The sequence below is a fragment of the Kribbella kalugense genome, assembly GCF_004365875.1.
Classification (GTDB): Bacteria; Actinomycetota; Actinomycetes; order Propionibacteriales; family Kribbellaceae; genus Kribbella; species Kribbella kalugense.
The window spans coordinates 2,278,983-2,300,955 of the sequence record NZ_SODF01000001.1 but is presented as its reverse complement, the minus strand read 5'-3'; the positions used below and the strand labels follow the sequence as shown (position 1 = coordinate 2,300,955).

Annotated in this window: 23 protein-coding genes; 14 read left to right on the top strand and 9 right to left on the bottom strand. The window is 68.1% G+C overall.

All coding sequences use genetic code 11. The features are described 5' to 3' along the window. Window positions 1-48: 48 nt before the first annotated feature. Window positions 49-993 (bottom strand): LysM peptidoglycan-binding domain-containing protein, encoded by a 945-nt coding sequence (locus EV650_RS10845; protein ID WP_238174135.1) that lies wholly within the window; start codon window positions 991-993, stop codon window positions 49-51. Between the two features lie 168 nt (window positions 994-1,161). Beyond that, on the bottom strand, window positions 1,162-2,301 hold the full coding sequence (gene thiO / locus EV650_RS10840) for a glycine oxidase ThiO (protein WP_134117847.1): 1,140 nt from the start codon (window positions 2,299-2,301) through the stop codon (window positions 1,162-1,164). Window positions 2,302-2,343: 42 nt separating this feature from the next. Here thiO and thiE point away from each other — a divergent pair, with 42 nt between their 5' ends. From thiE to EV650_RS10825, 3 genes are read left to right on the top strand one after another with little or no spacing between them, the layout of a single operon-like run. Further along, window positions 2,344-2,991 carry a thiamine phosphate synthase gene (thiE, locus tag EV650_RS10835; protein ID WP_134117845.1) on the top strand — a complete coding sequence of 216 codons (648 nt, stop codon included), beginning with the start codon at window positions 2,344-2,346 and terminating at the stop codon, window positions 2,989-2,991. Then, entirely contained in the window at window positions 2,988-3,419 is a 432-nt protein-coding gene (locus EV650_RS10830; RefSeq protein WP_202874457.1) for a guanyl-specific ribonuclease, read from the top strand. Before thiE ends, EV650_RS10830 begins: the two co-directional genes overlap by 4 nt. After that, window positions 3,416-3,850: a barstar family protein gene (locus EV650_RS10825; protein WP_134117843.1), complete on the top strand. Its 435-nt coding sequence runs from the start codon at window positions 3,416-3,418 to the stop codon at window positions 3,848-3,850. Before EV650_RS10830 ends, EV650_RS10825 begins: the two co-directional genes overlap by 4 nt. On the opposite strand, the gene EV650_RS10820 is transcribed toward EV650_RS10825, so the two are convergent. Beyond that, window positions 3,833-4,186: a DUF4180 domain-containing protein gene (locus EV650_RS10820; RefSeq protein WP_134117841.1), complete on the bottom strand. Its 354-nt coding sequence runs from the start codon at window positions 4,184-4,186 to the stop codon at window positions 3,833-3,835. The two genes, EV650_RS10825 and EV650_RS10820, sit on opposite strands and share 18 nt — an antisense overlap. Before the next feature lie 77 nt (window positions 4,187-4,263). Here EV650_RS10820 and EV650_RS10815 point away from each other — a divergent pair, with 77 nt between their 5' ends. Continuing rightward, window positions 4,264-4,683 carry a helix-turn-helix domain-containing protein gene (locus EV650_RS10815; protein WP_134117839.1) on the top strand — a complete coding sequence of 140 codons (420 nt, stop codon included), beginning with the start codon at window positions 4,264-4,266 and terminating at the stop codon, window positions 4,681-4,683. Here EV650_RS10815 and EV650_RS10810 read toward each other — a convergent pair. Then, window positions 4,680-5,750 carry a polyprenyl synthetase family protein gene (locus EV650_RS10810; RefSeq protein WP_238174134.1) on the bottom strand — a complete coding sequence of 357 codons (1,071 nt, stop codon included), beginning with the start codon at window positions 5,748-5,750 and terminating at the stop codon, window positions 4,680-4,682. The genes EV650_RS10815 and EV650_RS10810 overlap by 4 nt on opposite strands. A gap of 58 nt (window positions 5,751-5,808) precedes the next feature. Between EV650_RS10810 and metF the strand changes: the two genes are divergently transcribed. Both metF and EV650_RS10800 read left to right on the top strand, forming a co-directional pair. Then, the gene (metF, locus tag EV650_RS10805; protein ID WP_134117835.1) at window positions 5,809-6,726 is read left to right on the top strand and encodes a methylenetetrahydrofolate reductase [NAD(P)H]; all 918 of its coding nucleotides are present in this window, start codon (window positions 5,809-5,811) and stop codon (window positions 6,724-6,726) included. Between the two features lie 4 nt (window positions 6,727-6,730). After that, the gene (locus tag EV650_RS10800) at window positions 6,731-7,270 is read left to right on the top strand and encodes a SixA phosphatase family protein (protein WP_134117833.1); all 540 of its coding nucleotides are present in this window, start codon (window positions 6,731-6,733) and stop codon (window positions 7,268-7,270) included. Here the strand turns inward: EV650_RS10800 and EV650_RS10795 are convergent. The 3 genes from EV650_RS10795 to EV650_RS10785 form a co-directional block, all read right to left on the bottom strand. After that, entirely contained in the window at window positions 7,267-9,435 is a 2,169-nt protein-coding gene (locus EV650_RS10795; RefSeq protein ID WP_369409950.1) for a HelD family protein, read from the bottom strand. The two genes, EV650_RS10800 and EV650_RS10795, sit on opposite strands and share 4 nt — an antisense overlap. 136 nt (window positions 9,436-9,571) lie before the next feature. Further along, window positions 9,572-10,879 carry a phytoene desaturase family protein gene (locus EV650_RS10790; RefSeq protein WP_134117830.1) on the bottom strand — a complete coding sequence of 436 codons (1,308 nt, stop codon included), beginning with the start codon at window positions 10,877-10,879 and terminating at the stop codon, window positions 9,572-9,574. Continuing rightward, on the bottom strand, window positions 10,879-11,490 hold the full coding sequence (locus EV650_RS10785; protein WP_134117828.1) for a DUF4126 domain-containing protein: 612 nt from the start codon (window positions 11,488-11,490) through the stop codon (window positions 10,879-10,881). Before EV650_RS10785 ends, EV650_RS10790 begins: the two co-directional genes overlap by 1 nt. A gap of 162 nt (window positions 11,491-11,652) precedes the next feature. On the opposite strand from EV650_RS10785, the gene EV650_RS10780 reads away from it, so the two are divergent. Both EV650_RS10780 and EV650_RS10775 read left to right on the top strand, forming a co-directional pair. After that, window positions 11,653-13,590: an N-acetylmuramoyl-L-alanine amidase gene (locus EV650_RS10780; protein WP_134117826.1), complete on the top strand. Its 1,938-nt coding sequence runs from the start codon at window positions 11,653-11,655 to the stop codon at window positions 13,588-13,590. Between the two features lie 10 nt (window positions 13,591-13,600). Continuing rightward, complete coding sequence (locus tag EV650_RS10775; protein ID WP_202874456.1) at window positions 13,601-14,326, top strand: nucleotidyltransferase domain-containing protein; 726 nt, start codon at window positions 13,601-13,603, stop codon at window positions 14,324-14,326. Here the strand turns inward: EV650_RS10775 and EV650_RS10770 are convergent. Further along, window positions 14,319-14,789 (bottom strand): YbaK/EbsC family protein, encoded by a 471-nt coding sequence (locus tag EV650_RS10770; protein WP_134117824.1) that lies wholly within the window; start codon window positions 14,787-14,789, stop codon window positions 14,319-14,321. The two genes, EV650_RS10775 and EV650_RS10770, sit on opposite strands and share 8 nt — an antisense overlap. A gap of 402 nt (window positions 14,790-15,191) precedes the next feature. Between EV650_RS10770 and EV650_RS10765 the strand changes: the two genes are divergently transcribed. The 6 genes from EV650_RS10765 (at window position 15,192) to EV650_RS10740 (ending at window position 19,329) form a co-directional block, all read left to right on the top strand. Continuing rightward, entirely contained in the window at window positions 15,192-15,725 is a 534-nt protein-coding gene (locus EV650_RS10765; RefSeq protein ID WP_134117822.1) for a DUF6504 family protein, read from the top strand. Beyond that, entirely contained in the window at window positions 15,722-16,195 is a 474-nt protein-coding gene (locus EV650_RS10760; RefSeq protein WP_134117820.1) for an SAV_6107 family HEPN domain-containing protein, read from the top strand. Before EV650_RS10765 ends, EV650_RS10760 begins: the two co-directional genes overlap by 4 nt. Window positions 16,196-16,244: 49 nt before the next feature. After that, the gene (locus EV650_RS10755) at window positions 16,245-16,493 is read left to right on the top strand and encodes a hypothetical protein (protein WP_134117818.1); all 249 of its coding nucleotides are present in this window, start codon (window positions 16,245-16,247) and stop codon (window positions 16,491-16,493) included. A gap of 91 nt (window positions 16,494-16,584) precedes the next feature. Beyond that, on the top strand, window positions 16,585-17,796 hold the full coding sequence (locus EV650_RS10750; RefSeq protein WP_202874455.1) for a DUF480 domain-containing protein: 1,212 nt from the start codon (window positions 16,585-16,587) through the stop codon (window positions 17,794-17,796). 105 nt (window positions 17,797-17,901) lie between these two features. Continuing rightward, entirely contained in the window at window positions 17,902-18,648 is a 747-nt protein-coding gene (locus EV650_RS10745) for a methyltransferase domain-containing protein (RefSeq protein WP_134117816.1), read from the top strand. A 264-nt stretch (window positions 18,649-18,912) separates the two neighbouring features. Beyond that, a complete protein-coding gene (locus EV650_RS10740; protein ID WP_238156975.1) occupies window positions 18,913-19,329 on the top strand; it encodes an SCO2097 family morphological protein in 417 nt (138 codons plus the stop codon). A gap of 348 nt (window positions 19,330-19,677) precedes the next feature. Here the strand turns inward: EV650_RS10740 and EV650_RS10735 are convergent, their stop codons facing one another. After that, a complete protein-coding gene (locus tag EV650_RS10735; RefSeq protein ID WP_238174133.1) occupies window positions 19,678-21,966 on the bottom strand; it encodes a transglutaminase TgpA family protein in 2,289 nt (762 codons plus the stop codon). Window positions 21,967-21,973: the final 7 nt, after the last annotated feature.

Below are 21,973 nucleotides of genomic sequence, written 5' to 3'. Positions count from 1 at the left end.
GTTCTGCTCAGAGAGTGTAGATAACGCCTCAGCGTGACTGGGCCAGGCTCACCGCAGAGGGTCCCACCCGCGTTCCAGCTGGCCCTTGATCCGGAGCACGTTCTTCACGTAGAGCTTCGTGTCCGGGTACACACCGTTCTTCTTCACTCCGCCGAGACCCTGGTAGTACCCGGCGACCGCGAGGTCCAGTCGGGCCGCACCGGTCAGGCGGCTGAGTAGGACGACTCCGGCGGTGACGTTGTCCTGCGGCTTGAGCAGGTCCAGCTTCCGGCCGACGATGCTCGAGGCGAACTTGCCGGTCGACGGGATCACCTGCATCGTGCCGATCGCGTTGGCGGGGGAGACGACCCGCTGCTTCCAGCCGGACTCCTGCCAGCTGACCGCGAGTGCGAGCTGCGGGTCGACGCCGTACCGCTTCGAGGTGGTGACGATCAGTGACCGCATTTGCGACCGGGTCGGCAGTTTGCGCTTCTTCAGGATCGCCCGGTTGCGGTTGGCCTGGGCGACGATGTGGTCGGCGTACGTGCGGCCGGCGAAGGTGTTGTCGGTCCGCGCCTTCGGCTTCTTCGGGTGCAGCTTCACCGGGACCTGGAGCGGCTTGCCCGCGTAGATGCGGTCGCCGGACTTGAGTCCGTTCGCGGCGCGCAGGTTGGCCTGGGAGCACTTGAACCGCTTCGCGATCCCGGAGATCGTGTCGCCGCGCTTGACGACGTACGTCACCCGGCCGAGCTGAGAACGCTTCGCCGGGGCTGTCGTAGTGGTCTTGCCGGGCACTCTCAAGACCTCGCCCGCGTAGATCGCGTTGCCGTTGCCGGGCAGCTTGTTCAATGCGACCAGTGTCTTGACCGACGTGCCGTAGCGGTCGGCGATGAGGCTGAGGGTGTCACCTTGTTTGACCTTGTAGCCGCCGAACCCGGGTGCGCCGGCCGTGATCACGGCCGCGGCCAGCACCGGTACGGCGAGTCCGCTCAGCACTCGTAGGACCTTGTGCATAGCAACCATCTCCCCGTCTGACGTCCTGTCGACCGTAAGCGCTGGTACGGATGTGACAACAGGGGACCATGGGGTGCGTGTTACGCCTGTAATGCAATGTTTACAATTCAAGCCTGAACTACATTGTTGTCTTTCACAAGCATTCCGGTTGCTGCGGGCAACTGTGAGTCAGTGCCCGAACCGGCTGGCGAGGAAGGGTTTTCCGAGGTCCGGCAGGGTGCCGGTACGCACGGTGTCGGCCAGCAGCTGTGCGGTCACCGGTGTCAGCAGCACGCCGTTCCGGTAGTGGCCGGTTGCCCAGAGCAACCGATCTAGCCCGGACGGACCGAGCACCGGCGCGTTGTCCGGTGTGGCCGGTCGGAGGCCCGCGATCGCTTCGACCAGCTCGAGCTCGTCGGTGATCGGCAGGACGGTCCGAGCGTCGCGCAGCAGCGCGAACACACCGCCGGCCAGCACTCGAGTGTCGTAGCCGAGCTCGGTAGTGGTCGCGCCGACCACGATCTCGCCACCTGGTCGCGGTACGAGATAGACAGAGAAGCCGCGGGCAGTTGCTCGGACGGTATGCCGAAGTGCAGGGCGGTAGGCCTCTGGCACTCGCAGTCGGAGCACCTCGCCCTTCACCGGTCGCACCGGCGCCCGGAACTCCTCGGGTACGCCGGCCAACTGCGACGACCACGGTCCAGTCGCAGCGATGACGTGACCGGCATGCACGGCGTCGCCGTTCTCGAGCTGTACGCCGACAGCCGTCGTACCGGAGGTGATCACGTGAGCCACGCGTTCGCGGATGAGCTGGACGCCGGACAGGTCGACTGCGCGGAGGAGGGCGGCGACTGCCTGCCTGTTGTCGACGGAGTGGTCACCGGGAACCCAAACGCCGCCGGAGACGCCAGTGGCGAGCAGTGGTTCGCGACGACGGGCGTCGCGACCGGACAGCTCCTCCACCTCGAGCCCGAGCCGCCGCTGGTAGTCAGCAAGCCGGCGGAGAGCAGCTGCGTCGTCGACGTCGTACGCGACCGACAGGGTGCCGGTCCGGTGGAGACCCGCGGAGAGTCCGGTTAGTTCCTCGAGCTCGGCGGCGAATGTGGGCCAGGCGTCGACAGAGGCCAGGTTGAGGGCCAGCAGCTCATCCTCGCCGTACTCCACCTCGGTGACCGGCGCGAGCATGCCGGCCGCGACGTTGGAGGTCTGGGAGCCGGGCGTGGGGTCACAAATAGTCACCTGAACACCGTCGGCAGCAAGCCGCCAAGCAGTCGCCAGACCAATCAGCCCGGCACCGATGACAACCACATCTGATGTGTGCTCAGGCATGCCGTAAAGCCTACTTCTGGTGGGCATGGCAGGCTTTGGCTTGTGACTGACCACACCGACCGCCTGGACGCTGCTCGGCTCTACCTATGCACGGACGCACGCGAGAAGCAGGGTGATCTCGAGCAGTTCCTGGACGCCGCGCTGGCTGGTGGCGTGGACATCGTGCAGCTCCGGCAGAAGGAGATGGAGGCTGCCGACGAGCTGGCCGCGCTGGAGGTGTTCGCGGACGCGTGCAAGCGGCACGGCAAGCTGCTGGCAGTCAACGACCGCGCGGACATCGCGTTCGCGGCCGGAGCCGACGTACTGCACCTGGGGCAGCGTGACCTGCCAGTGCATGCCGCCCGGGCGATCACCGGACCCGGGCCGATCGTCGGGCGTTCGACGCATACGTTCAGTCAGGTCAACGCCGCGGTGACCGAGCAGGGGTCGGACTACTTCTGTGTTGGGCCGACCTGGGAGACGCCGACCAAGCCGGGGCGTCAGGCTGCCGGTCTGGAGCTGGTCTCGTACGCCGCTGGTCGCCGTCAGTCGAAGCCGTGGTTCGCGATCGGTGGGATCGACCTGGAACGGCTGGACGAGGTGATGGAAGCAGGTGCGACGCGAGTGGTCGTCGTACGCGCCATCACTGCGGCCGATGACCCGGGTGCGGCGGCAGCCGAGTTCGTCCGGCGTCTGCAGGAGGCCGGGTGATCAACAACCAGAAGGCCGCGCGGATCGTGGCGATCGTGGTGATCGCCATGCTCGTGATCACTTTGGCGGCGTCGCTGTTCGGGTGCAGCGCGAGTACGAAGACCAGGTCGTCCAGTGACGTCGATGCGGCCAGCGGCCTGAAGATCGTCGCGGTTGCCGACATGCCGAAAGAGGCACAGGACACGCTGAAGCTGATCGACCAGGGCGGCCCGTACCCGTACAGCCGCGACGGTGTGGTGTTCGGGAACCTGGAGAAGATCCTGCCGAAGCACGACCGCGGCTACTACCACGAGTACACCGTGACGACGCCGGGGGAGAAGGACCGTGGTGCCCGCCGGATCGTGACCGGCAACGCTGGTGAGCGTTATTACACGGACGATCACTACAAGTCCTTCCGCACGATCGCGGAAGACGGGGGAACTTCATGAGTGGGTTACGTGCGTTGCTGGCGGAGGGGCTGCGGCCGGGCGTCTACCGCTGGCAGTCCGCTGCAACTGTGGACGAAGTACGCCGCGATGCAGTCGCCGCGGGGTTCGGGTTCGTACACCTCGACACCGGCGAGATCCACGACAAGGCAGGGTTTCTGGACCTGTGCGCGACCGCGTTCGACCTGCCGCGCTGGTTCGGCCGGAACTGGGACGCGCTGGCCGACTCGCTCAGCGATCGGTCCACCGGCTCGCCCGAGGTCGTCCTGTGGACCGGTCTGCAGCACCTGCTCGAGCACGACCACGACACCGTCGACGTCGCCCTGCAGATCTTCGCGGAGGACACGACCAATTCCGGTCAGCTCCGGGTGCTCATCGATGAGCCGGCCGGTGCGAAGACACCGGACCTGCTCAGCTCACTGCCGGTCCTTTAGGAGCTCGGTCAGTTCGTCCAGATCCTTGGCGAACAACAGGTTGCGGCCCCGGTTGCTCTCCCGGACCCAGTCGGCCAGCGGCTTGCTCGCGGCGACCCGTGCAGAGATGTCGCCGACGACCGCCAGCCCCATGTGGTACGAGACGAACTTCTGGGTGATCGCACCGGCCCGACCGGTCTTCAGCTCGAAGAACTCGCCACCCAGCTGCTCCGGCATGAACGCGATCCACTCGGCCTGATGCGCGTAGTACGCGTCGACGATGAGTTGTACGGCGTCGCTCTCGTTGACGACTGCCGTGTCGCTCACGAACACCCGGGTGCCGGCCAGCTCAACCATGTGCCTAAAAATACCCTAAATGCCTCTAACGAGCCAATTATAGGGAATTCTAAGGAAGCTGCCGTAGCCTGGTGGGCATGGCTCAGGAGCTGTACTCGGTCGAGCAGGTGGCGAACCGGCTCGGTCTGCACGTCCGCACGATCCGGAACTACGTCCGCGACGGGCGGCTCAAGGCCGTGCGGATCGGCAAGCAGTACCGCATCACCCGCGAGGACCTCGAGGCATTCACCGGCACCCCCACTGCCGTCATCGACGTCGACCGGTCCAGCAGGCATGTCGAGGCCTCCAGCATCGTCCACATCGACGCCGTCGACCGCGCCACCGCGGACCGCATCAGCACCCACATCCTCGGCGCCCTCAACCAGCCGGAAGCCGTCCACCTGAAGGCCGAAACCATCTACGACGAGGACCGAGCCGTCCTCAAAGTCATCATCCTCGGCAACCTTCCGGCCACAGCCGAGCTTCTCCGCCTCATCGCCTTACTGGCCGACGACTAGACCTGGCGCGAGGTCGCTGCGATGGCCAGGTCGGTCAGGGCCTTGCGAGTCGTATCGTCGGCGAGCTGAGCCCGGTCGAGTGAATCGAGCGCGTCCTCGGTCCGGTTGGTGATCAGGTCTTCGCAAGCCTGTACGGCGCGGGAGTCCTGGAGGATCTCGCGCAGCAGCTGGATCTCGTCGTCGTCGAGGTCCGGACGACCGAACAGCCGGTTGAACTCGGACAGCTGGACCTGCGACGCGTGGTCGATCGCGTACGCGATCAGAACCGTCCGCTTGCCCTCGCGGAGATCGTCCCCGGCCGGCTTGCCCGTCAGCGCCGGATCACCGAACACACCGAGCAGATCGTCCCGCAACTGGAACGCCTCGCCCAACGGCAGCCCATAACCCGACAGCGCCGAGATCAACCGCGAGTCCGCCCCGGCCAACGCCGCCCCGACATGCAGCGGCCGCTCGATCGTGTACGTCGCCGACTTGTACCGCAGTACTCGCAGGGCCAGATCCATGTCCGACTCACCACTCGCCTGCGCGAGCAGATCGAGGTACTGCCCAGCCGTCACTTCGACCCGGACCGCGTCGAAGTACTGCTCGGCTCGCGCCAAGGCAGCCGCGTCGAATCCGGAGGTGTGGAGCAGCTCGTCGGCCCAGATCAGACACAGATCCCCGAGCAGGATCGCCGCACCAATTCCGAAACCGACCGGATCAGCACCATGCCCGGTCTTCTCGGCCCGCTCACGCTGCAAGGCCTCGAACCGGCGATGAGCAGCCGGTGCACCCCGGCGTACGTCGGAAGAATCCATCACGTCGTCGTGGACCAGGGCGCTGACGTGCAGCATCTCCAGGCTCGCCGCGGCGGTCAGAATCGGCAGCGCCGGATCACCGCCCGCGGCCCGGAAACCCCAGTAACAGAAGGACGGACGCAGCCGCTTGCCGCCGCTGGTCGCGTCCCGCGCGGCCTGCACCTGCTCGGACAGCTCCGGCCCGATCGCCGCCAGCCGCTCCTCCTGCCGGTCGAGGAACCCGCTCAGCGCCCGCTGGACCTCGGCCGCAATGTCCACATCGCCATCCACGTCTCGGAGCGTAGTCGGTGGGCTGACGGGAAGGGCCACCGCGGGTAACCTGAGCGGCATGGCCAATGGTCTTCCCTCGACGCTTCCCGGCGGTACGCCGACGATCCGTGAGCTGCTCGCGTCCGGAGACCGGTCCTTCTCGTTCGAGTTCTTCCCACCGAAGACGCCCGAGGCCGAGGAGGTGCTGTGGCGGTCGATCCGTGAGATCGAGCAGCTGCGGCCGACCTTCGTCTCGATCACGTACGGCGCCGGCGGGACGACTCGGGACGGCACGATCCGGGTCACCGAGCGGGTTGCGCAGGACACGTCCCTCACTCCGCTCGGTCACCTGACCTGCGTCGCGCACTCCCGCGACGAGCTGCGTTCGGTGGTCGGTGCGTATGCCGGCGCCGGCGTACGCAACATGCTCGCGCTCCGCGGCGACCCGCCCGGCGGACCGAACCAGCCCTGGGTCGCGCACCCTGAGGGCCTGAACCACGCGGTCGAGCTGGTCGAGCTGATCCGGTCCCTCGGCGACTTCTGCGTCGGTGTCGCCGCCTTCCCGGACAAGCATCCGGAGGCGGCTTCGCTGGAGGCGGACGCGCAGGTGCTCGCCGCCAAGTCACAGGCCGGCGCCGACTACGCGATCACCCAGATGTTCTTCGGCGCCGACGACTACTTCCGGCTGGTCGATCGGGCCGCGGCGCTCGGCTGCGACATGCCGGTGCTGCCGGGCATCATGCCGGTCACCAACATCAAGCAGATCCAGCGGATGGCCGAGCTGACCGGTATGGCGTTGCCGACGGCCGTCACCGATCGGCTGCTCGCCGTCGAGGACGAGCCGACGGCAGTCCGCGAGGTCGGTATCGAGCTCGCGACCGAGCTGTGCGAACGCCTGCTGGCCGGCGGAGCACCGGGCATTCATTTCATTACCTTGAACAGATCCACAGCAACCCGACAGGTCTTCCTGAACCTCACGTCATCGGTCGTATCCTGACGCAATGGCTGACCCGTCGGACCTGCTGATCGACCGCACTCTCGTCCTGCTCCGGCACGCCAAGGCGGTGCCACCGGAGTCGATGCCCCAGTCGCCGGACTTCGACCGACCGCTGGCCGATCGCGGCCGTGCCGACGCCAGCGCGGCCGGCCGCTATCTCGTTGCCCAAGGCATCGAAGCGGACCTGGTCCTGTGCTCGCCGTCGAAGCGCACCCGCGAGACCTGGAAGCAGGTTGCCGACGCCGGCGTGACCGCGACCGACGTCTGGTACGACAAGCGGATCTACGATGCCAGCACGGAAGAGCTCCTCGACGTCATCCACGACGCCCCGCCCGAGGCCCGCACCGTGATCGTCGTCGGCCACGCCCCCGGCATCCCGTGGCTGGCCGACGAGCTCGCCCTCGACGGCACCAGCCCCGAGCGAGTCGAGCTCACCCAGAAGTACCCCACCTCTGGCCTCACCGTCCTCCACCTCACCTGCCGCTGGCTCGACCTGTCAGCCGACGATGCCGACCTCGTGTCGTACGTCGTACCGCGCGGCTAAGGCAGCCAGTGGGTGGTGCTGTTGACGGTGATGAGGCGTTGGGTGGCTCGGGTCAGGGCAACGTAGAGGGCGCGGACGCCGCCTAGCGTGTCGCTGACGATGCGGTCCGGCTCGACGACCACCACAGCGTCGTACTCGAGGCCCTTGGACTCCAACGGCGTGACCGACACCACCCGTGGGTCGCCCAGCTCTGCGAGCACCTGGTCGACAGCGGGGCGCAGCTTCGGCGGCACGATGACGCCGACCGTGCCCTCGACCAGCTGGCGCAGCTCGGCGGCCGCATCACCGGCGGCCTCCGCGACCTTGCCGTCGTCGAAGATCCGGTGCTCCGGCTCCACTCCGGTACTGCGGACTGCGTTCGGCAGATCCGCGTCTGGGATGGACTGCCGGATCACCTCACCGGCGAACGCGTAGATCTCCGCCGAGTTCCGGTAGTTCGTGGACAGCCGGAACGTGTGCCGCTGCAGGTGCGACAGCATCGAGTCCATCGCGGCCCGTGCCTCATCCGGGTCCGGCCAGGAGCTCTGCGCCGGGTCGCCGACGATCGTCCAGCTGGCCTGCGGCCCGCGCCGGGTGACCATCCGCCACTGCATGGGGGAGAGGTCCTGTGCCTCGTCCACCAGCACGTGCGCGTACTCCTCCGGCTCCTCCGCGTCCCGCGCCGCCGCAGCGCGGGCTCGGCGCTCGGAGGTGGTCAGCACCTCGTTGACGCCGTCGCTCAGGCCTTCCAGCCAGTCGAACTCCTCATCGGTGTTCTCCACCGCCGGCGGGAGGCCGAGGAACGTGGTCAGCTCGTCCAGCAACGCAACGTCGGCAATGGTGAACTCGTCCGTCGACCGGATCGCCGTGGCGAGTGCGTCGACCTCTGCCGGGGTCAGGTCGTTCCGGGCCCAGCGCTGCAGCCGGCGTGGGTCGCCGAGCCAGCGCAGTACCGCCTCAGGCGTCAGCATCGGCCACCACTGACTGAAGAACGTCCGGAACGCCGGAGTGTCGCCAACGCGGTCGCCGAACGACTCACGGTCGCCGAATGGCCCATTTCGCAGGTCTTCGGGGAACCGCTGCCACAGTGCGGCGATCAGCCCCTTCCGCGCGTCGGCACCGGCCCGGTTGCGTGCAGTACGCCGCAGCGCGTTCCGGCGTACGTTGTCGAGCTGGTTGGTGTCGAGCTCGACCGTGGCGCCACCGATGTACACGCGCAGCGTGGTCGGCGCGTTCGGCACCCGGTCGCGGGCAGCTCGCGCCAGTATGGCGCGCATCCGCAGAGAGCCCTTGACCGACGCAGCCACGGCCTCGTCGACCGCAGTGGCCTTCACACCGTCGACCAGCTCACCGACTGCCCGCAGCGACACCGTGTTCTCACCAAGGCTCGGCAGGACCCGCTCGATGTACGCCATGAACGCAGCGGACGGTCCGACGACCAGTACGCCGCCACGTTCGAAGCGACGCCGGTCGCTGTAGAGCAGGTACGCCGCCCTGTGCAGCGCGACCACGGTCTTTCCGGTGCCCGGTCCACCACCGATGACGGTGACACCGCGTGCTGGTGCCCGGATCGCCTCGTCCTGCTCGGCCTGGATCGTGGCGACGATGTCGCGCATCGTGTGACCGCGGGCGCGGGACAGCGAGGCCATCAGCGCGCCCTCACCCATCACCGGCAGGTCCTCCGGCGCCCGCTCCGGCGCCAGCAGGTCGTCCTCGAGACCGGCGATCCGCGGACCCTTGTTCCGCAGTACTCGGCGCCGGACGACCTTCTGCCGGTCGGTCGGGGTGGCCCGGTAGAACGGCTCGGCCGCGGGGGCGCGCCAGTCGATCACCAGCGGCTCGTACTCCGCGTCCCGGACACCGATCCGGCCGACGTACAGCTTGTCGAGCTCGCTCGCGGCCGCGACCGGCGGCTGGTCGTCACCCTGGTCGGAGTCGAGCCGGCCGAAGACCAGGCCCTCGTGCTCGGCGTCGAGCTCGGCGATCCGGCGGGCAGCGGCGAACACGAGCACATCCCGCTCGTACAGACCGGTCTGCTCTTCGTCACGGACGCGGCCGACGTTCTGCGCCTGGCCACGCTGGTGACCCTCGACGGCGATTCGTGACGCCGACCGGGCGGCTTCCTCGACCCGGCCGTACACCCGGTCGACGTGTTGCTGCTCAGCCGCCAGCTCCGCCCGCTCCACGCTGTCAGGGTTGTCGTGATCGGCCGATGTGGGGGTTTGATCCACCGAGGTCCTCTCTACCGCCGGGAACCACCCCGACACAGAACACAGGAACAACCAATCTTAGTTGGCTTCCGTGTCCAACCCCACCGGGGTCTCAGGCCTTACCGATTGCGTCGGCCACAATCGCCGCGCCGAGTGTGGTGGCGGGCACACCGGAGCCCGGGTGCGCACCCGCGCCGACGCAGTACAGACCTTTCACCGGAGACACGTTCGAGGCCCGCCGGCGGGCGGTCCGGTAGCCCTCCCAGGCCACTCCGGCCCACCAGGACGGCGACGTCTGCCGCGACACCACGTTGTCCCGGACAGGCAGGCCGCGCGCGACCAGCAGGTCCAGTACGTCGTCGGTGGGGTAGCCGTGGACCAGCACCGACCACGCTGTGTGCCCGGCCGGCGCCGTACCACCAGTCCGGACGACTACGGTCGGCGTACCGTGCAGCACGGTCTCGAACGGCAGCTCCGGAACAGGGTCCTTCAGCCCGAGATGTACGACGTACGCCGCCTGGGCCTGGTGGGTCGTCAGGACCTTCTTGCGGGCCTTCTTGGCCACCGGGTCGTCGACGAAGGTCTCGTACAGCACGCGTGGGTCGACGTCGCTCACAACGATGTCGGCCGCCAGCTCGGTGCCGTCAGCGAGCCGCACGCCCGTCACTGCGCCGGCGGACGTCGTTACAGCGACCACCTCCGCGCTGGTGCGGACGGTGATCTTCCGTTCGCTGGCCCGCTGCACCAGAGCGTCCGCGAGTGCACCGAAGCCACCTGCGATCGTCCAGCGGCCGAACGTGCGTTCCAGGTATGACCAGACACCGACGTACCCCGGCGTGAGGGTCGCGTCCGAACCACCTTGCGCTGCGAAGTGCCGCAGTACCGCACGGGCCCGTTCGTCGCTCAGCTCGCGCTGTGCAACCTTCTCCAGCGACTGCCAGGGCTTGAGAGCGCGGATGGTCTTGATGGGCAGCTTGTCCTCGAGCGGTGGCTCTAGTGAGGTCTTCCGGAGTAGCTGCCAGGTGTCGCCGTACGCGTCGACCAGTGCGGTCCACTGCTCGGCCACAGCAACACCGGCGAGGTCTGTCCAGGCCTCCTCCTGCGCGCCGCGGTCACTGACCGGCAGGTCGAGCACAGAGCCGTCAGAGAACATGTGGCGGCGCGGCTCGGTCACCGGCTCCAGTTGGACCAGACTCTCGATCGGACGGCCACTCTTGCGGAACAGGTCGCGCAGTGCGGCCGGAAGCGTCGTGCTCGCCGCACCGGCATCCCAGCTGAAGCCGTCTGCCTCGATGCGGCCGAGGACTCCACCGAGATGCTCGTTCTGTTCGCAGATGGTCACCTCGTGGCCGAGCTTGGCCAGACGAACAGCACTGGCCAGACCGGCCAGGCCAGCTCCGACGACGATCACATTGGCCATCAGGCAGCACTGCTTCCGGTTGCAGGGGTACTTCGTTTCTCGCGCCAGGCTTTGAATCTGCGATAACCGCGTCGGATGAACCGGAACGCGAAGTACACCGCGATCAGTCCGAGGATCAGCAGGATGCCGGCGATGATGAGCGCGGCCACCGGATGGAAGGCGGCCAGCGACATCACACCCGCGACCGCCACATCCTCTCCGGAAGACGCGGCGATGTTCGTGACTGGCTCGGGGGAGGTGTTGATCGCGAGCCGCAGACTCGCCTTCACGCTGTGCGAGAGCAGCGCCACCAGACCGCCGGTGGTCGCGATGATCGCCTGGTGCAGCGTGCTCGCCTGGCCGGAGAGCAGCGCGGCCAGGATGGCGCCGATGGTCGGCCGGATGACGGTCGAGATCGCGTCCCAGGCGGAGTCGACGTACGGGATCTTGTCCGCGACGAACTCGAACGCGAACAGCACACCCGCTGCGATCAGCACCGGCGTCGTGGTCAGCGAGTGCGGCACGTCGTCGGCCCCCGCGAACCGGCCCAGCAGACCGAGAATCAGCACGCAGGCATAGGCATTCACGCCACTGGCCCAGCCGGCCGTGACCGCCAGCGGCAGCGCTTCCATCGATTCTGCTCCGTAACCGTCAGTGGCCGCGTGATTTAGTCAGTATCGAACCTTGTTACGTGAGTTTTGGTTAACCGTTGACTTCCGCGTCGCCTCGACTCACAGTGACTAGGCTGCCAGTCTGTGTGACCGGCATCCCGCCCTCGGGTTCAGGAGAACATCATGCTGCGTCGTCCGAAGATTCTTGCCGCACTAGCTGCGGTAGCGCTGCCGGCCGCCCTGGTCGGCGTGTCGTTGGGAGGTCCACCCGCCGAGGCCTCCCCGGCGCCGGCGCCGTCCGCGCCGTCGGCTGTGGCCGCGACTGCGTACAGCGCGGCCGCTGCGAAGTACGGCGTACCGGAGTCCGTCCTGCTGGCCGTCTCGTACGCCGAGTCGCGCTGGGACGACCACGCCGGCGCGCCGAGCACGTCAGGTGGCTACGGCCCCATGCACCTCACCGCACTGGGTGCGTCGGAGGTCGCGGACCTTTCCGGCAAGCAGAAGGTCGCCACGGCCGAGTCGCTGCAGACGCTGGACAAGGCGTCCAAGCTGACCGGCCTTGACGCCACCGCGCTGCGCACCGACATCACTGCGAACATCACCGGTGGCGCTGCGGTGCTGGCGTCGTACCAGAAGTCGCTCGGCCTGCCGCTTGGTGCGACGACCTCCCCGGCCGAGTGGTACGGCGCTGTGGCGTCGTACGCCGAGTCGGGGGACAAGGTCGGTGCCGCTGGGTTCGCCGACGACGTCTACTCGATCATGGCCAAGGGTGCGGCCCGTACGACGAACACCGGCCAGCAGATCGTGATGCCGGCCGTCGCAGCCGCCGCCAAGCCGGACAAGGCGCAGGTCAACAAGCTCTCGCTGCCGGCCGGAGTGCAGCCGTCGAAGTCGGACGTGGAGTGCCCGGCGTCACTCGACTGCGAGTGGCTGCCGGCGCCGTACTCGACCTTCGGTACGACGGGTGACTACGGCAACCACGACCTCGCCAACCGGCCGAAGACCGGCAAGATCGACTACATCGTCATCCACGACACCGAGGGCACCTGGCAGGGCGTGCTGAACCTGGTGCAGGACCCGACGTACGTGAGCTGGAACTACACCATGCGGTCGTCCGACGGGCACACCTGGCAGCACGTGAAGGCCAAGGACGTCGCCTGGCACGCCGGCAACTGGTACGTGAACATGCACAGCATCGGCATCGAGCACGAGGGCTTCGCCCCGCAGGGCGCGACCTGGTTCACCGAGTCGATGTACCGCAACTCGGCCAAGCTGGTGAAGTACCTGTCCGTCAAGAACAACATCCCGCTCGACCGGGCCCACATCATCGGGCACGACCAGGTGCCGGGCACGGTCCCGTCGACGGTCGCCGGCATGCACTGGGACCCGGGACCCTACTGGGACTGGGAGCACTACTTCGACCTGCTCGGTGCGCCGATCTGGGGCAAGTCCGTACTGCCGGTCCGCGCCGGCTCGATCGTCACGATCAAGCCGGGCTTCAAGGACAACGTCCAGGTCGTCAGCAACTGTGACGCCCCGGCCACCACCTGCACGCCGCAGGGCACGAACTTCGTCTACCTGCGCCAGTCGCCGGACGACAACGCTCCGCTGGTCAAGGACATCGGACTGCACCCGACCGGGATCGACGGCACCACAGACGTCTCCGACATGGGCTCACGGGCCGCAGCGGGTTCGCAGTACGTCGTGGCGCAGCGTCAGGGCGACTGGGTGGCCGTTTGGTACCTGGGCGCGCTGGGGTGGTTCAAGAGCCCGGCAGCCCATCCGGATGCGTTCTCGAAGCCCGGTCTGGTCGTGAAGCCGAAGGCGGGGAAGACGTCGGTGCCGGTCTACGGGCGTGCGTATCCGGAGCAGGCGGCGTACCCCACCGGTATTCCGTACCAGACGGTGACGCCGCTGCAGTACTCGATCAGCGCGGGTCAGGCCTACCCGGCCGCTGACCTGAACATCGAGACCGACTACTACCGGGCCGTGACGTTCGACGGGCAGCCGCCGACCGACCACGTCCAGGTGCTCGGCAAGGACAAGTACTACGAGATCTGGTTCGGCCACCGGATGGCCTACGTACGGGCTGCCGACGTGGACGTGCGACCAGCCATCTAATCTGGTTGCCGTGATCGACGAAGCCGTCCAGCAGGTGCTGGACGGCTTCGTCACGTCAGTGCGCAAAGTGGCTGCTGTCGAGGCGGTCTGGCTGCACGGCTCGCTCGCACTGGGCGACTACCAGCTGGGACGCAGCGACCTGGACGTGATCGTGGTGGCGTCGACGCCACCACCCGACGCGGTCGCCGATGTGCACCGCCAACTGATCCGCGACTTCCCGCTCGCCGCGAAACTCCATTGCTCGTACATGACCGACCTGGCCGACCTCTCGGTCCGGCACCCGACCTTCGCTCACGAGCGGTACTTCGACCGTCCGGTGACTCCGGTGACCCGGCGAGAGCTTGCCATCGGCAACCGCACGCTGTTCGGCCCGCCGCCGTCGGAGTTGCTACCGGCAACCACCGACGAGGAGCTGTTCGAGTTCATCCGCCGCGACCTGCGCGACTTCTGGCTCCCGGTCACCCGGAAACGGGCGAACTGGTACGCCGACATCTGGGTCGACCTCAGCCTGCTCACGATCGCCCGCGCGCACGTCACGCTGGCCACGGGCGACCTGATCACCAAGCGCGTGGCGTTCGACGTGCTGCCCCATCTCGGCGCGCCCGCGGACGTCGTCGAGGACATCAGGCGCCGCCGCTACGGGCCGGAGGTCCGGACCGGGCCGTGGTGGCGGCACACCCGCGCCGGGCTGACCCGACGATTCGTGCGTACGGCGATTCCCGCCGTACTCAGTTGACCGTGATCGGCGTGCCCTCGGTGAGCTTCAGCAGCTCGGCGTACGTCGTCGGGAAGACCGAGTGCGGGATGCCGGCGGCAGCCCAGATCACGTCGTACTGCTCCAGGGCGCTGTCGACGTAGGTCGGGACCCTGCCCGGGTGCCCGACCGGGGCGACACCGCCGATCGACTGACCGGTGTGCTCCTTCACGAACTCCGGCGTGGCCCGCTTCAGCTTCCCGATCCCGAGCTCGGCCGCGACCTTCGCCGTGTCGACGCGATGCGCGCCTGAGGTGAGGATGAGAACCGGGGCGCCGTCGCCGGCGAAGATCAGGCTGTTGGCGATTGCGCCGACCTCGCAGCCGAGCTCCGCCGCCGCGGCGGCCGCGGTCGGCACCGCCTCGTCCAGGATCACGATCTCGCCGGTGGCTCCGGCCGCCGCCAGGGCGTCGGCCACCTTCTGCACATTGGGATGACTGCTCACCCTTCGCAGCCTATGCGGACGCTCTCTGCCGGGCATCCCGGTTTCGCTCTGCGGAAACTGTCGGTGGCGTCCGGAAGCATGACTCACGTGCAGATGGAGAGATCGCCTCGTGAGCCCGGCGCGCCGGGCGGCCCGGCCGTTGACGATTGTCGGTGGGCGGCGATACGCTTCCAGTGTTCGAACAGATGTTCGATTACCTCGGGTCCGGTTTCGTCGGGAGACCGGGCCGAGGTGAGCCGGACAGCTGGACGGCTCCGGTGCGGAGTTGCGGCCGCATCGGAATCCGGTGGTCCCGGCGGGCCGGGCACCGGGGTGGACCTCGACCCCCACCCCGTGCCTACCCGCCGGGCCGTCGACTCAGCCGTCAAACAGGGGAAGCGTAATCAGAGGAGGCGATGGAACATGTGGGAGTTCGACGACGCTGTCGAGGTGCACTCGGTGTTCGTGGACGGCATCGAGACCCCGGACCAGTTCCTCTGGCGCGGTCGCCTCTGGCGGGTCTGCGCGCTCAGGTCCCAGTGGACCGAGACCGCCGCCTGGTGGGAGCGCGGCATCATCGGCGCCGGTGCCATCCACGACCCGCGCGCCCAGCGCCCCGCGCAGCCCGAAGTGCTGCCGGCCCGGATCGACGCGGCCATGGTCGCCGAGGCCTGCTCGGGAGTGCGCACCACCCGTCCTGCCCGGACTCACTCGGCCGGCGTGGCGGCGGCAGCGACCCCCCGTTCGCGTGCCGCCGCCACGCTCTCCTCCGGATACCCCGCAGTTGTGGACACGAGCCCGGCGGCGGTCGGGGTGCTGGATGCGGATTGGGGACCGGAGCGCACGGTGTTCCGGGTCGAAGCAGGATGCGGCCGGCACGGCCGCCGTGAGTTGTTCGATCTCGCCCACGACCCGGACTCGGGTCGTTGGCAACTGGAGAGGGTGACCGACCGATGACTGTTTCACCGGTGTCGCCGGCTGCCGCCGGCGCGGCCAGCCGAGAGCTGTTCCGGGCTCGTGCCGCATTGACCGAGGCCACGGAGACGACCGACCACCTGCTCCGCTACTCGAGCGCCCACGTCGCGGCGCTCCGGGTCGCGGCCGCGGTGCTCGCAGTCCGGGCTCGCCCGGTCCGCTCGGGCAGCCGCCGTCGGGTTCAGCGCAACGCCTGGGTGCTGCTGGCCGAGGTCGCGCCGGAGTTCGGCGAATGGGCAGCGTTCTTCGCTGCCGGCGCCGCCCAGCGCGCCGCGGCCGAGGCGGGCCTGGCACGTGCCGTCACCACTCGCGAGGCGGACGACCTGATCCGCGCGGCCGACATGTTCTACGACCAGGTGGAGGCCAGCCTGCGGCTGTCCACGACCCCGGTGCTCACCGCCACCACCGACCCGCAGTCCGTCCTGACCCAACCCTGGATGCAAGCCAGCTGACCCACCAGCCTTCACCAGCGTCTTCACCAGCACTGAGGAGATCCCGACCGTGAGCGAAACCTCGAGAGGACTGGGTACGGACCTGTGTGGTCGCGTGCATGCCCTCACCGGAGCCGAGTGCTACCTGCCGGACACTCACTACCCCCGCCCGCACCACGCCCTTTCCGGTGAAGCCTGGCACGACGGCCTGTGCACCCAGTGCGCCGGCTCCGGCATCCAGTCCGACGCCCTCTGCCCCGCCTGCAACGGCACCGCCTTCGAGCCCCTCACCCTCCCAGAGACCTATCAACCCGGCTGATCGGGTTCGAGTCACTCACCTACCGGCGCGGCTGAGGGTTCGAGCCGTTCGGATGGCTCGCTCGGCCCGGATGGGAACTAGGGTCGGGCGGGTGAGTGATCTTCCTGTTCTGGATGCTGAGGATCAGCGGGTGCTCGGGAGTCTGCTGGAGAAGCAGTCCACAGTTCCTGCGTCGTACCCCCTGACAGCCAACGCACTCCGGATGGCGTGCAATCAAGCCAGCAACCGCGACCCTGTCGTCGAATACGACCAAGGGACCGTAGAGCGGGCCGCGCGGTCGCTTCGGGATCGGGAGCTGTTGCGGATCGTCTGGGTCGACACCGGCCGTCGGACGCTCAAGTACCACCAGACCCTGGACGAGAAGCTCGGACTCGAGGTCGACGAGCGGGCGCTGATCACGGTCTTGCTGCTGCGCGGCGCACAGGCGCCCGGCGAACTGCGGACCCGGACCGAGCGGCTCCACAAGTTCGACGACCGGTCCGATGTCGAGGCGTGCCTGCGGCGGATGGCCGCCCGCCCCGAACCGCTAGTGCGTGAGCTGGAGCGCCGCGCCGGTCAGCACGACCGTCGCTGGATCCACCTCCTCGGTCCGATTCCCGAGGAGGAAGCAGTAGCGGTCATCGAGTCTGTCGACCGCGACACGGTCATCGCCGACGGCACCGAAGTGCGTGACGCTCGGGTGCGTTCGGCGTACGACGCTGTGGCGACGACGTACGCGGATGAGTTGCTGGACGAGCTCGACGGGCTGCCGTTCGAGAGGTGGCTGCTCGACCGGGTGATCGCCCACGCCGACGGTCGCCCAGTGATCGAGGTCGGTTCGGGTCCCGGCCACATCACGGCATACCTGGCCGATCGTGATGCGGATGCCACCGGCATCGATCTCTCGCCGGAGATGGTCGCCGAGGCGCGGCGACGCTTCCCCGACCGCAGCTTCGAGGTCGGAGACCTCCGTCGGCTTGGTCGCCCACGGACGAGTTCCGGTTGGGCGGCCGTTCTCGGTTGGTACTCGCTCATCCACTTGGCCGCGTCGGAACTACCGGATGCGATCGCCGCACTCAGCCGTCCGCTCGACCCCGATGGTTGGCTGGTGCTCGCCCTCCACGCCGGCGCCGAGGTCCGCCACGTCGAGGAGTTCCTCGGCCAGGAGGTCAACCTCGACTACGTCCTGTACGAGCCGAGTCAGATCGTGAACGTCGTAGAGGCCGCCGGCCTGACCGACGTCGAGTGGTACCTCCGCGGGCCGATCACCAGTCGCTCCGAAACCACGCGCCGCCTGTACGTCGTCGCCCGCAAGCCCGCGTGATCAGCAGCTGACCTCAGGCATGCGACCCGGGAGCAATCCGCGGGGTTGGGGTGGAAGTAGGGTGTGGCGCGGTGGGGTGGTGATGGGGGATCGGCTGGAGGGTTGATGGTGGATCGGCGACGGCGAAGCGTTCGGACCGCGTTGGTGGGCGAGGCGTTGCGCGTTGCGTTGGCCGGACGAGGACGTACCGATCCGGGAGCGGGACTGGACATCGTCGACCTTGGCGGCGGGACCGGTGGGTTCGCGGTTCCGTTGGCAGTCGAAGGGCATCGGGTGACAGTGGTCGACCCGAGCCCGGATGCGCTGGCGTCGCTGGAGCGACGGGCCAGTGACGAAGGTGTGAGCAAGTTGGTCCGCGGCGTGCAGGGTGACGCGACCGAGCTGCCCGGGCTGGCAGGGGAGTCGAGTGCGGACGCCGTACTGTGCCATGGAGTGCTCGAGGTCGTCGACGATCCGGTGCAGGCTTTGCAGGCGATGGCGTCGGTATTACGAGAAGGCGGCGTACTCAGTCTGCTCGTTGCCCAGCGCAACGCCGTGGTGCTGGCTCGTGCGCTGGCCGGTCACCTGGCCGAGGCGCGGATCGCGCTGCAGGATCCGGACGGGCGCTGGGGTGCGACCGATCCGATGCCGCGGCGGTTCGACGAGGCCGGGATCACGGCGCAGCTCGCCGACGCCGGGTTCATGGTGCACACGGTCCACGGTGTGCGCACGTTCGCCGACCTGGTGCCTTCCGCGTTCGTAGACTCCGAGCCCGGAGCCGCCGACTCCCTCGCCGAACTCGAGCGCGCCGCCAGCCAGCACCCCGCATTCCGAGCCCTAGCCACCCAACTCCACATCCTCGCCACCCGCTGACCAGATTCTCGCCACGCTGAGTGGTGCGGCGGATGCCGGCGTACCGGAGGTGGTTGCGACGGAGGGTGACGGGTGGGCTACCTGTGGCACGGTCAGGTGGTGATTCCTGTCTACCGGCTGTGAGCGACACGCCGAAGTACACGAGTTTGGGACCGGTCCAGTTGGGGCAGTTGCGGGACCGTGACGCGCTGGACAGCCGGTCAGGGTTTCGTGTCAGGCACGCGCGGCCTAGACTGAAGGCGGCCTATCGAGATCGCGCTCATCATGGAGGGATCGACGGTGCCCCTCTCGGAAGAAGAGCAGCGCCAGTTCGAGCAGCTCGAACGCGCCCTTGCTGCGGAAGACCCGAAGTTCGTTTCCGCCATGCGTGGGACCAATGTGCGCTTGTACTACAAGCGGCGGGCAGTGCTTGCCGGCGTTGGATTCGTGCTGGGCATCGTCGTGCTGATGACCGGCGCGATCATCCCGAACACCATTATCGGCGTCATCGGCTTCGTGATGATGGTCGCGTGTCTGTACATCGCGGCGCTCAGCATGAAGCGGATCAGCAACGCGGGGGAGTCCGACGACATCCCGCCGCCCCCGCCGACCAAACGGCACCGGACAAAACACGACTCGTCCGGCAGCTTCATGGAGCGGATGGAAGACCGCTGGCGCCGCCGCCGCGACGAGGACCTCTGACCCGCGCCTGAGCGCACCCAACTCTTCGACCACACCCGTGCCCTGGTGGGACGGGTGTGGTCGTTTCTACACCCAAGAACCACGCCGCGTTCCCGGTGTGCCCGTGAGCCGTGTCCCATTTGGCTGGTTGACCCACGAGCTCGTGGGTTCCTGACCGTGATTCAGGGTCAGGAACCCCCAACTTGGTGGGTCAGCCAGCCAATTTGCTGGGTCAGCCAGCCAATTTGCTGGGTCAGCCAGCCAACTTGGTGGGTCAGCCAGCCAAATGCCGGGGTGCCGAGGCGGCGGCCGTCGGCTGGCCGGAGACCTGGGGTCAGCGGCCGGCTGGGCCGGAGCGCCTCGGATGGCCTAGTTGGTGTGGGGGCGTTTGGGGAGGGCTAGGGAGCGGAGGCGGGCTAGGAGCAGGTCGAACTCGTCGAGGAGGTCGGAGGCTTCGGTGGAGCCTCGGCTTAGGTACCAGCGCCACGACGGCGGCAGCAAGCGCGCCCGCCAGCGGCGGCGGGCCGGCGCTTGGCTCCAGAGGGCCGTGCGTACGGCGGTTGCCTCGGGGCGGAGGTCGATGTCGAGGTTCGCGTTACCGGCGTACCGCAGTCCTTCGATTCCGCGCGCCAATCTGCGCGCGGCCGGATGCGTCTCCTCCGGGAGCTTCGTCATCAGCCATTGACCGGTCTGCCGTGGCGTCGAGACCTCGGACCAGTCCAGGCCCAGGTCGCGCGCGGTGTCCCGGACCTCGGCCCACAAGCCCTCGGCCGCTTGCCGGCCAGGAGGTCTCAGGAACCGCCGTCGGCGGGTCAGTACCCGGATCAGCCACGGGATGCACAGCAGCAGGATCACGCCGAGCCCCCCGGCTATCACCTGACCGCCGCCGTTGGTGAACCAGTTGCCGGAGCCAACGATCGGGATGCCGCTCTGGTCCGGCAGGTTCGGGTCGTGCCGCGGCTTGTCGATCCCCGGAGTCTCCGCACCGCCGGGCGTCGTCGCGACGCTGGTCGGCGCGGTCGTCGGGCTGGTCGGATCTCCGCTGGTGGTGACGGTCCAGTTCGGCGTGGCCGAGACCCGGGCGGAAGGCGTCGGCTCGAACCGGACCCAGCCGATGCCCTCGAAGTACAGCTCCGGCCAGGCGTGCATGTCGTGCATCCGGACCGTGTACTCGCCGTCCTTGCCGGCCTGCCCGGGCAGGAAGCCGATCCCGACCCGGGACGGGATCCCGATGATCCGGGCCATCAGCGCCATCCCGGTCGCGAACTGCTCGCAGTACCCTTCCTTGTTCTTCAGCAGGAAGTCCTCGAGCGCGGACATGCCGCTGCCCTTGGCGTTCGCGGTGCTGTAGGTGAAGCCACCGCCGCTGCGGAACCAGTTCTGGATCAGCACGGCCGCCTCGAACTTGTTGTTCGCGGCCGCGCCGGTGATCTCGTAGGTCTTCTGCTTGATGTCCTGCGGCGTCTTCTGCGGAACGGTGAGCGTGTACTCGTCTGGCGCGCCAGTGGTGATCGAGTCGTGCAGCTGCTCCGGTGTCGGCTCCAGGTCGTACGACGTCAGCTTGTACTTCTTGCCGCCGACGATCGAGCCGTTCGTCGAGACCACGTCGAGCGAGCCCGCGTCGTACTGCCAGTCTTTCTTCAGCGAGATGGAGCGCAGCGGGTAGGGGACCGGGACGAACTGGGACCGGAAGGTCCGGGTGACGTCGATCTCCATCGAGGTCTGCGGGACCTTGGTCAGGTCACCGGTGTAGCCGGGCGGCGGTGTCAGGTCGCCGCTGATCTTGTGCCCGTCGGAGCGCGGCGCGATCCGCCAGGTGTTGCCGTCGAAGAGGTCGAGTGCGGTCAGCCGCAGGTACGAGCCGCCCGACGGACCACCCTTGTAGGTCAGGGCGACGACGTTGTCGCCGCGCTTCAGGTTCTTGCCCATGTCCAGCATCGGATCGGTCGACGAGATCGAAGCCCCGATGCCGTTGCCGGTACCGCCGCCGGCCAGACCGTTGCCGATCACGCCTTCCGGCAGCGCCGGCAGCAAGGCGGGCAGCAGCGCGGCGATCGCGACCACGGTCAGCCCGATCCGTCGTCCGGCCTGCCCGAGCGCCGATGCCTCGACGGGCTCGGCCGCGTCGAGGTGCGAGACGCCGGAGATCCGGCGGCCCCAGCGGCTGAGCCGGCTGCGGCCTTCCGCGGACAGCAGGACGATGTAGCCGATCGCCGGCGGGATGAACAACAGAGCCGGCAGACCGCCGTGCACGGTCGCGGCCGGAACGGTGTACATGATCAGCAGCAGCAAACCGGACCACGCAGCCTGTCGCAGCTGTACGGCGATGACGTGGACCAGGAACCCGGTCGCGGCGATCACCGAGACCGCGAACAGCGTCAGATGCGTGTCCTGCGGCAGCGGCGCGCTGAACCGGTTGATCGAGTCCATCGCATCGACCATCTGCGAGTTGAACTCGACGACGGTGCCCTTCCAGGGGATCAGCCCGAACTTCATCGTCCCGTGCAGGAAGAACAGCGACAGCAGCTCCACCAGCACAAACAGCTGGACGATCGGTACGACGATCCGCGGGGTGCGCAGGTTCTGCAGCAGGACGCCGGTCCCGGTCACCACGGCGCACAGGAACGCACTGATGAACAGGAACGGCCCGGAGAACACCGGCGTC